The sequence below is a fragment of the Pseudolactococcus piscium genome (assembly GCF_002441695.1).
In the GTDB taxonomy this organism is placed as follows: domain Bacteria; phylum Bacillota; class Bacilli; order Lactobacillales; family Streptococcaceae; genus Pseudolactococcus; species Pseudolactococcus piscium.
Map to the genome: position 1 here is coordinate 1 of NZ_JXJW01000031.1, position 9,215 is coordinate 9,215.

General features: G+C 30.0%; 7 protein-coding genes and 1 pseudogene. 5 read left to right on the forward strand and 3 right to left on the reverse strand.

Annotated elements, in window-relative coordinates; genetic code table 11:
- The 5 genes and pseudogenes from RU86_RS12260 to RU86_RS11160 form a co-directional block, all read left to right on the forward strand.
- Positions 1-314, forward strand: a pseudogene (locus RU86_RS12260) (hypothetical protein); the annotation flags it as partial.
- Positions 289-513, forward strand: a complete 225-nt coding sequence (locus RU86_RS11135; protein ID WP_179296281.1) for a class I SAM-dependent methyltransferase — start codon at positions 289-291, stop codon at positions 511-513. The pseudogene RU86_RS12260 and the gene RU86_RS11135, both read left to right, overlap by 26 nt.
- A gap of 1,548 nt (positions 514-2,061) precedes the next feature.
- Positions 2,062-3,558, forward strand: coding sequence for an ABC transporter permease (locus tag RU86_RS11150; RefSeq protein WP_096815368.1), 1,497 nt, complete (start codon positions 2,062-2,064; stop codon positions 3,556-3,558).
- 2 nt (positions 3,559-3,560) lie between these two features.
- A complete protein-coding gene (locus tag RU86_RS11155; protein ID WP_096815369.1) occupies positions 3,561-4,229 on the forward strand; it encodes an ABC transporter ATP-binding protein in 669 nt (222 codons plus the stop codon).
- Between the two features lie 131 nt (positions 4,230-4,360).
- Complete coding sequence (locus RU86_RS11160; protein ID WP_096815370.1) at positions 4,361-4,600, forward strand: helix-turn-helix domain-containing protein; 240 nt, start codon at positions 4,361-4,363, stop codon at positions 4,598-4,600.
- An 843-nt stretch (positions 4,601-5,443) separates the two neighbouring features.
- On the opposite strand, the gene RU86_RS11170 is transcribed toward RU86_RS11160, so the two are convergent.
- The 3 genes from RU86_RS11170 to RU86_RS11180 form a co-directional block, all read right to left on the reverse strand.
- Positions 5,444-6,238 carry an ABC transporter permease subunit gene (locus RU86_RS11170; RefSeq protein WP_096815371.1) on the reverse strand — a complete coding sequence of 265 codons (795 nt, stop codon included), beginning with the start codon at positions 6,236-6,238 and terminating at the stop codon, positions 5,444-5,446.
- Positions 6,219-6,995: an ABC transporter ATP-binding protein gene (locus tag RU86_RS11175; RefSeq protein ID WP_096815372.1), complete on the reverse strand. Its 777-nt coding sequence runs from the start codon at positions 6,993-6,995 to the stop codon at positions 6,219-6,221. Before RU86_RS11175 ends, RU86_RS11170 begins: the two co-directional genes overlap by 20 nt.
- 1,187 nt (positions 6,996-8,182) lie before the next feature.
- Positions 8,183-8,476 (reverse strand): helix-turn-helix domain-containing protein, encoded by a 294-nt coding sequence (locus RU86_RS11180; protein ID WP_245810521.1) that lies wholly within the window; start codon positions 8,474-8,476, stop codon positions 8,183-8,185.
- Positions 8,477-9,215: the final 739 nt, after the last annotated feature.

Consider the following 9,215-nt stretch of genomic DNA (forward strand, 5'->3'; position numbering starts at 1 on the left):
AGTCATACAGAGAATGGACATGTAGAAGGCGCTTATTATGGCATTCCATCCTCGGAATCTATGAAGTCCAGATGATAGAGGACTTCAATTTTTTTGAACAAAAAGTCATCGCTTTCAAACATGATTTGTATTTATCGCCCTATGCTAAAATTAATGAAATTTTGGTCTGGTGTGAACGATTAGTCAAGTGTGAGTCACAAATTGATTTTTTATGTCAGGAAGCTAAGCAGGCAATCCAAACTAAGTTAAATAAAATCAAGCCAACTGTGATTGAAAGTCATGCGGATATTGACAGCAAAACAACTAGTAGATAAAATTAATGTATTACAAGGTAATGCTTTAAAACTTCCTTTTGATGATGAAACTTTTGACATCATAATCAACGAAGCCATGCTTACAATGCTAAGTCCTATAGTTAAGAAAAAAGCTATTGATGAATATTATCGTGTGTTGAAACCTGGAGGGAAACTACTAACGCATGATGTAGCCTTCCTTAATCCGGAATTAACTTAAATCATTGATGAACTAAGAAGTACACTCAATATTAATGTCTTACCATTGAGTGTTATTGAATGGGAAGGTATATTTCAGCAATCAAATTTTCTAAATGTAGAAAGCACTAATGGTCAAATGACTTTAATGTCTTTTAAAGGAATGATTAAAGATGAGGGACTCATAAATACGATAAATATTATCAAGAATGGTCATAAAAAAAAGAACATAGAGATGTTCAAGAATATGCACACTTTTTTTACAAAAACCGGAAAAAATTTAAAATATATTGCCATTTGTAGCCAAAAATAGGAGGTAAACAAAATGTACATCACAAAATAGAGCACAAAAGATTTTTGAATTAAAAGATGAAATAAATTTAGAGGTTGGTAGTGTAGCAAGCAAAACATTTGTCCAATATGGAGACGTAGGTGTTACACTTTTCTCCTTAGATAAGGGGGAGTCTATTAGCGAACATACTTCACCTGGGGATGCTTTGGTCACTATAACAGATGTAGGAATTGATGAAGAAATTTTCAAACTAAATTGTGGGCAGAGTATTATCATGCCAGCTAATATTCCTCATGCATTGAAAGCTATAAATTCATTTAAAATGATTTTAATTGTCATAAAAAAAGAGATATAAATTATATCAGTTTTTCTGGTTAATGTGTTGTTTATAAAATTTGTGTTTTTTTTAGAATAATTGAATATAACCAAGAAATTAACTAATCAATTGAAAATAATTAGTTGAATTAAAAATAAAGTCTATCAGAAATGATGTCTTACATCCCAAAACCTATACTTTTAGGACAAGATGATTTCTTGTCTTTTTTTCTTTTGACAGTTAAACGATAGTGTTCTGGGCTAATCTAGTTCAACTTTTTTTTATTCGTTTTGTATTATAATAAATAATGTTTTCATACTAACCATGATTGTAGTTATGAATCTTTTAAAATAGTGGCTAAAAAGGTATGAAATTGGAAATGTAGTAAAAATCCCTCATGCAAGTAAATACTGACTAAACAAAAATAATTAAATATCAAATGAAATCTATCTTTATAAATATTGGTAATTTGTATTTGGTAGTTTATTTCATAGTTATCGATAGGAGTTGATAGTATTAGTATACTAAGAGGATACAAAATAATACAGGAAAGTACTTTTTTAATCATTTTATACTATTAAGTTTGAAAATAGCCAAGCAAGTGAAAAAATATTAGTTTAATAAGTGGTAAAGTTTCTCAGTAAGAAAATCAATAGTTAATGATAAATAAAATTTATTGGAAGTATCAATTAAATTTTATATTAAAAAAGGAGTGGTTAACTACTATAAATGAAGTATATTTTATAAGAGATAAGCAAGGAAACCTAAAATAACGTTCATGGTCTAAAAGAGGATAATAGAATTATTTGTTTTAAAATTCTAAATAAATGCTTGATAAGTATACTTTAAGTAATTCTTGTTATACTGTCTCTATCCTAAAAATATCAGAAATAGGTATTAATGTATTTATTCTTACTATTAGATCTATTTTTAGAGTATTCTGGATAAAAAGGAGAACATAAGTGGACTTTATTAGACGTGCCTGGTTATATACTAAGGCAAAAATTGGAAAAACAATACTATTGATTGTCATTTTCTCATCAATTTTGATTTTTGTATTATCTGGTCTTGTAATTAACAACTCGGCGAAACAATCGATTGAAAATGCTAAAAAAGAAACAGGTGCTACGGTTACTTTGGCTGTAAATCGTGAAGCGATGATGAATAAGTCTCGCACAGAAGCTTCGGATAGTTCGATTGAAAAAAGTAAGACAAGTTTTGATATAACACCTGTAAAACTTAGTGACGCAACAGCAATATCTAAATTATCTGGTATTAAATCGTATAATTTCACGAAATCAGCAGTTGCTGTAAAAGATAGTATAGAGCCCATTGCTAGTACGAGCGAGTCGGCTGAATCATCTAGCTCAAGTGAGGTTAACAGGGATAAGGAGGGACCCGGAGGAGGTGTAGAACCTATTAAAATGAATCAAGGAGATTTCACTGTAATTGGTATAAATAATTTAAAAACAGTTAGTGACTTTTCTGATGGAACGAACAAAATAACTAGTGGTCGTGCTTTGAATGCAGAGGATGAAAAGTCGAATAATGTTGTGATAGAAGCAGATTTAGCATTAGCTAATAGTTTGAAAGCAGGTTCAACATTTACTATTAAAGACACAGATGGGAAAGCCTATACGATGACGGTTGTTGGTATCTATAAATCTAGTTCAAGTGTAGATAGTATGGCAGCGAACTTCTCATTTATGAATGTTAGTAATCGACTATATACTAGTCTGACATTTGCGAATACGTTGGCAGGTACTTCAGATACAATTGAGAGTGCAACCTACAACTTAACAGACCCAGCTAAGAGCGCTTCATTTGTGAAAGCTGCTAAAAAATTAATTGATACAGAGGCTTACACTGTAACAAGTAATGATTCAGTATATCAACAAATGCTTGCGCCACTTAATAATGTTGCCAAATTTGCAAAAAACATTGTCATTCTAGTTGCAATCGCAGGTACGATTATTTTGACACTTATCGTAATCTTGACAATTCGAGAACGTCGTGGTGAGATTGGTATATTGATGAGTATGGGTGAAGGCCGTCTTAAAATAATAGGTCAGTTTTTCATTGAGCTTTTCTTAGTGATGATTGTCGCAATTGGTATTGCAAGTGCTACAGGCAATATTGTCGGAAATGTTGTCGGTAGTCAATTATTGAGCAGTCAAACGACGAAAACAGCAGAAAGTACAAACTCATCTCAACATCAGATGGGAGGCGGACAAGTTCCTGGTAATAAAGAAGGTAGTAATACTAGTCGACGAGGTGGTAATCCATTTGGACAAAGTCAATCACAAATAAAAGTAATTGATAAACTAGAGGTCAAAATGACGAGTAAACAATTATTTATTTTAGCAGCAATTGCGCTTGGTATTATTGTGATTGCAATTATCATTGCAAGCCTAGGTATTATCAGACTTAATCCAAAAGAAATTTTGACAGGAGCATGATTATGACGCTACAAATTGAAAATTTAACATATTATTATACACAAAATCCAGATGATTATTTATTTAAAGATGTGAATGAAGAATTTAAAGAGGGAATTGTGTATGCAATACTTGGTAGTTCGGGAAGTGGTAAAACAACATTACTTTCTTTGTTAGCAGGACTTGATTCACCAAAAGGAGGCTTGGTTAAGTTTGATAATGTTGATATCAAAAAACAAGGGTTAACTAAGTATCGATTACAGAGTGTGTCTACAGTATTTCAATCTTTTAATCTTTTAACTTATATGAATGCCTATCAAAATGTAAAAACTGCGATTAATATATCACATGTTAATTATGAAGATGAAAAGCAGGCGATTTTAGATATTTTAGTTAAAGTTGGTCTTGGGGAAGATCAGATATATAAGCCGGTCAAACAATTGTCTGGTGGTCAACAGCAACGTGTTGCTATTGCTAGAAGTTTGATTACACAATCTAAAGTCATCATAGCAGATGAGCCAACAGGTAACCTTGATGAAGCAACAACGCAAGAAATTGTTGCAATTTTTAAACAGATAGCCCATGAAGAAAATAAAATTGTGATTATCGTGACACATGAAGGTGAAGTGGCAACAGCAAGTGATATCATATATGAATTAAAGGATCGTCAATTTAAACAGAAGATAAAATAATATATTAGTTGAAGTCATAAAGTAGTGTTGAGAAGAACCAAATAAAATAAATTCTATAAGAAAATACAGTATAGATTATTTGTTATGACCCCAAAAGTTAGACATAAAAACTAACATTTGGAGGTTTTCTTATGACAAAATATACCTATGATTTAAAATTACAAATTGTCCAAGCGTATCTTTCAGGTACAAGAAGTCTTAAGTTCTTGGCTAATCAATACGGTATACCATCTTCTAATATAATAGGAGAATGGGTTACTATCTATAACACTCTTGGTCCGTCAGGTCTACAGCGTAAACGACAAAATACTGTTTATAATTCCCAATTCAAATTAAATGCGGTAAACTTATATTTAAAATATAGGATATAGGGAAATAAAGCCTTAAGCAGCAGATTTCAGAGTGTATGAACTAAAATTCTGGGCAGAATCTGGGCAAATATTTTGAAAATAGTCATTAAAATTTGTATAAGAAATAAAGTTTATCATCATAAAAAAATGCTAAACTTTTTTGTATTTTAATAAATATTGGTTGTAAAATGATAGTTTATACTAATCATGAGTTGTAGTGAGTTGTAGTGAGTTGTAGTGATATGTTGCTGTAAAATATCGATTTAAAAGGTTTCTGAATTAGAAATTTGATAAAAATCTTCATGCAAGTAATATTGACTAAACAGAAAATAATTGAATACCAAATGAACTCTATTCTTATAAATGTTAGTATTTACATTTGGTAGTTTATAAAATTGGTATAATCACAAGATGAAAATATATTTTCAAAGAGCCTTGTATACATAGGGGTTGTGGTGTTTTGAAAAAATGAAATTCGTAAAATAATCAAGTAATCAAAAATAATTTTTATGAATAAAAATATTATTCATAAAAAAAATCTGGATAATAATAAGGTTCAATTTCAAATTTATTTGATATAATATCATGATATTCATCAATTATAACTCAGTCAAGATGATATGGTAAATTTAAATTTTCTACAATTTGTTGGTAGTTTGTAACCAGAGAAAAATCGTATTTTGCATTTAATATTTTCATAACTTCATGAATCATGTATTTATTTGCTTCAAGTTCTAAATTATCATTTTGAAAATTGTTAGTGATGTGTTTTCCCATTTTCTTATAACCAGTTTAGAACAGACGGATTTATTAATTTATTAATTTTAATAATATTTAATAAATGTGTTATCTACTTTTTAAATATCAGTTCATCTGTATGTCACGATGGTAGAAAATAACATAACCAAGACAAAATGAAATAAGCAGCATCGCAAAAATGATTGAGACATTTTGTATCTCTATCGCTGTATCAGCCAAAGAAATATAATTCGCATATTTAAAAATGCTTAAATAATTGAGTTTTTCAACGATATCACTCTGAGCAGCAAGCGCGTTAATAAAGTAGGATAAAAAAGTATAGACACCTATAAGAATCCCACCAATGGAGCGCTTACCACTTAAAGCACCGAACGAAAGCGCTAGCGTCCCAAGAGTTAAGTTAGTCAAGAAGAACATACTAGCAGTTCTTACTAGTACGATAAATGTGAGATGTTCATCCACAAGCATCGCTGAACAAATGACTGCAACTCCCCAAACAAACACGGCAATCAAATTAATAAGCGATAAAGCGAGCCATTTTTGGAAATAGATTGCTTTTCTGGAAATAGGTAGTGTGAGAAGTGGTTGTAATATATTTTTTTCTTCATCTCCAGCTATAAAACTAGAACCAAAAATAATTGTCATGATGACCAGCATGATCCCAACATTACCAACGAGTTCTGTAACTGTAAAACCAGAAAATGTACTCATCAAATTAGCATTTTCACCAAACCACCCTTGGAATGCTTTGGGAATCTGTGACATCTGACTACCAAACATGTCATGGATTGATGGAAACATCATGCCGACACTAAAAACAATTAGAAAAATACCAAGGTACCAGCTTAATAATGCAAAGCGCTGTTCAAATAGCGTCTTACTAAATATATTTCTGAGCATACTCATCTCCTTTATCATTTCCTATGTGATGGCTATTTTTTTGAACTAATGCTTCAAATACCGCATCTAGGTCGATTACTTCTCTTTTAGGCGCCATTTTTTGTAAGGTGCTCATTAGTTCATTGGCAACAATTTGACCGCCTATAATAAAAATCACGCGATCACAAATTTCGGACACTTCACTTAAATTATGAGATGAAATGAATACTGCACCACCATTTTTTTGATGTTCACGAATAATATCGATAAAAGCATTTTGAACGATGGGATCAAAACCGTTAGTAGGTTCATCCATCACTAATAGTTTTGGGGTATTCATGACAGCTGCAATCAAGCCAATCTTTTGTCGATTCCCACGACTCAGGTGCTTAATTTTTTCACTTAAATTTGCATCTAGCTTACTGGCAAGTGCTTTAACCTTATTTTCTACTTCTAGATGCCACTTACCACGCAAATTTGCAAAATATTTTAACGCCTGATACCCAGTCAGATTTCGATCAAGATTCATGTCAGTTGACAGATAAGCAAGTTGTTGATGAAGCTGAGCAGTGTTGTCACGCCTTAATTTTTCACCATCAATATAAATTTCACCACTACTTGGACTTGTCATCCCTAAAATCATATCAATCGTTGTTGACTTACCAGAGCCATTAGGACCAACAAAACCAACAACTTCACCTGCACCAACTTCAAAAGTTTCATTTGAAACAGCAGTAAACTTTGCAAACTTTTTTGTTAAATTCTTAACCTTCAGCAAATTTTGCTCCTCTCAGTGCTCGATAAATCACATAATTATTAATAAATTTAAATTTAATTATACCACTTTTAATCTTCAACGATTAATATATCTTCCAATTTGTTTTTATATTCAAAAATATTATTCATAAAAGTAATCTGGATCATAATGAGGTTCAATTTCAAGTTTAGTTAAAATGATATTATAAAACTTATCAACAATAACTCTGTCAAGATGGTATGCCGTATTGATTAGCCAAGAACTTAAGACCTCCTGTACCAGAAAGATATGCTTGGACAATTTGTAATTTTAAGTCATAGGTATATTTTGTCATAAGAAAGACCTCCAAATATTAGTTTTTAGGTATAACTTTTTGGGGGCATAACATTTTTAAAAAATCTGGTGGACTTTATTTAGTTTTTTAGTTAAATTCATTTGCTACAACAATTACTGATTCATAAAAATAAGAATTTTCTCCATCACTCCAAAAACCACGAAATTAGGTTACAATTTTTTTACTTGAAATTATATTTTCAAATTCACTTCTACCAATATATTTCTTATCTAATTCACTGATGTAGTCATTAGATAACTAGATAAGGTTTTTAAATCTTTATTATATATAATTTTTCCGAGTGGCTAAGAGAAATTGCTAGTCATTAAAATAAATAAGTTGCTATTATCTGTTTCTATGCTAACATCATCAAATCTAAGAGCAGCATCATCATATAGATTTGATGATGTTTTATTTTTTATTTGAATATACTTTTCCTTTATTCATAAAAATAAACTGGATCATTATAAGGTTTGATTCAAATTTGTTTGATATAATATCGTGAAATTCATCAACTATAACTCCATCTAATTAATAAGAAAATTTAAATTTCTATAATTTATTGGTAATTTGCATCTGAAGTAAATTCGTATTTTTCGTCTAATATTTTCATAACTTCATGGATCATGTATTTATTTGCTTCAAATTTTAAATTGTCAATTTGAAATTGATTAGTTATATTTTTTGCAGTCTAGGTTAAGAAAATATGCCGTCTCATGTAACAGTACAAGTGCTGCATCTAATTCGTTTAAACTATCATTTATTACAATTATGGCTTTTATTTTTTATGCCAAAAACCGTTACTGTCAATAACAGCAAATTTTATCTTTATACCTAATTAATTAACTAATTCTTTAACTTTATTGTGCATTAATCATTCTTCATCATTAAACGTATTTCTTAAGATTTTACGTATAATATCTTTGTCATGGTCTGACATAAGTTTACCGCCAAATGACTTAAATGTGTCTAGTGACTTTTCTAAGTCATCTTCAACTTTTGTAGTTTTTTTATTACTTGTATTTCCAAAAAGATAATCAATACTAAAGTTGAATATATTAGCGATTTTTTGAATCATTTCTTGATTAGGCTCACATTCTGATTTCTCATGTCTTTGGTAAGTGGGTTGAGACATTTCAAGTTTATTTGAAATGTCTTTTTGAGTCATTTTTGTTTATAATCTTAGTGTTTTTATTCGTTCAGCAAATATTTTGAACTCCTTTGAAATTTTTTTTGAAAAAAGTGTTGACAAATATACCGAAACGGTATCAATCTTCTTGAACCAATCGGCTACTTATTATGTAATAAATAGCCGATTGGTTCAAGAACACTATTCAAACAAGCTTGTAAGTCTTGATTAATTATCCTTAAGGAGACAAAAGTAAGGAGACAAAAGAAAAATCAAGTCATACAAAAAGAAAACTTTGAATAATAATTCTTAAAAAATAAATCAGAATCGTTAAGAAACTGGCTTACAATTCAGTAATAATAGTTGATCGTACTTTTATTATTACTGATTGTAAAGCTTTTATCAAAATAATGATGACGGTTGAGCTGATTAAAGCATACAGGGGTCTTTAGAGAGTTTAGAATACTGTATAGACTTAGTTAGCCAATACGTTGAAAAAGAATGAGCTACAATCAAATCTCGGTCCATATAGTAAGAAGTAACTAAGTAAGAGGAAGATTTACCAACAATTTACGAAAAATTAATATAAAAAATTAATATGATAGTGGAATAAAATAAAATGACTATCTTTGATTTATTTTTAGAGCTATTTTTTATTGTAAAAAACGTTTTACTTAATTTAAGATTAAAGTAAAAAAGATTTTACTTTAATCTTAAATAGGGAAAAAAGGGCAGTAAATGCTTGTTTCAAAAGGGTTTTATGCTATACTAGTCATAG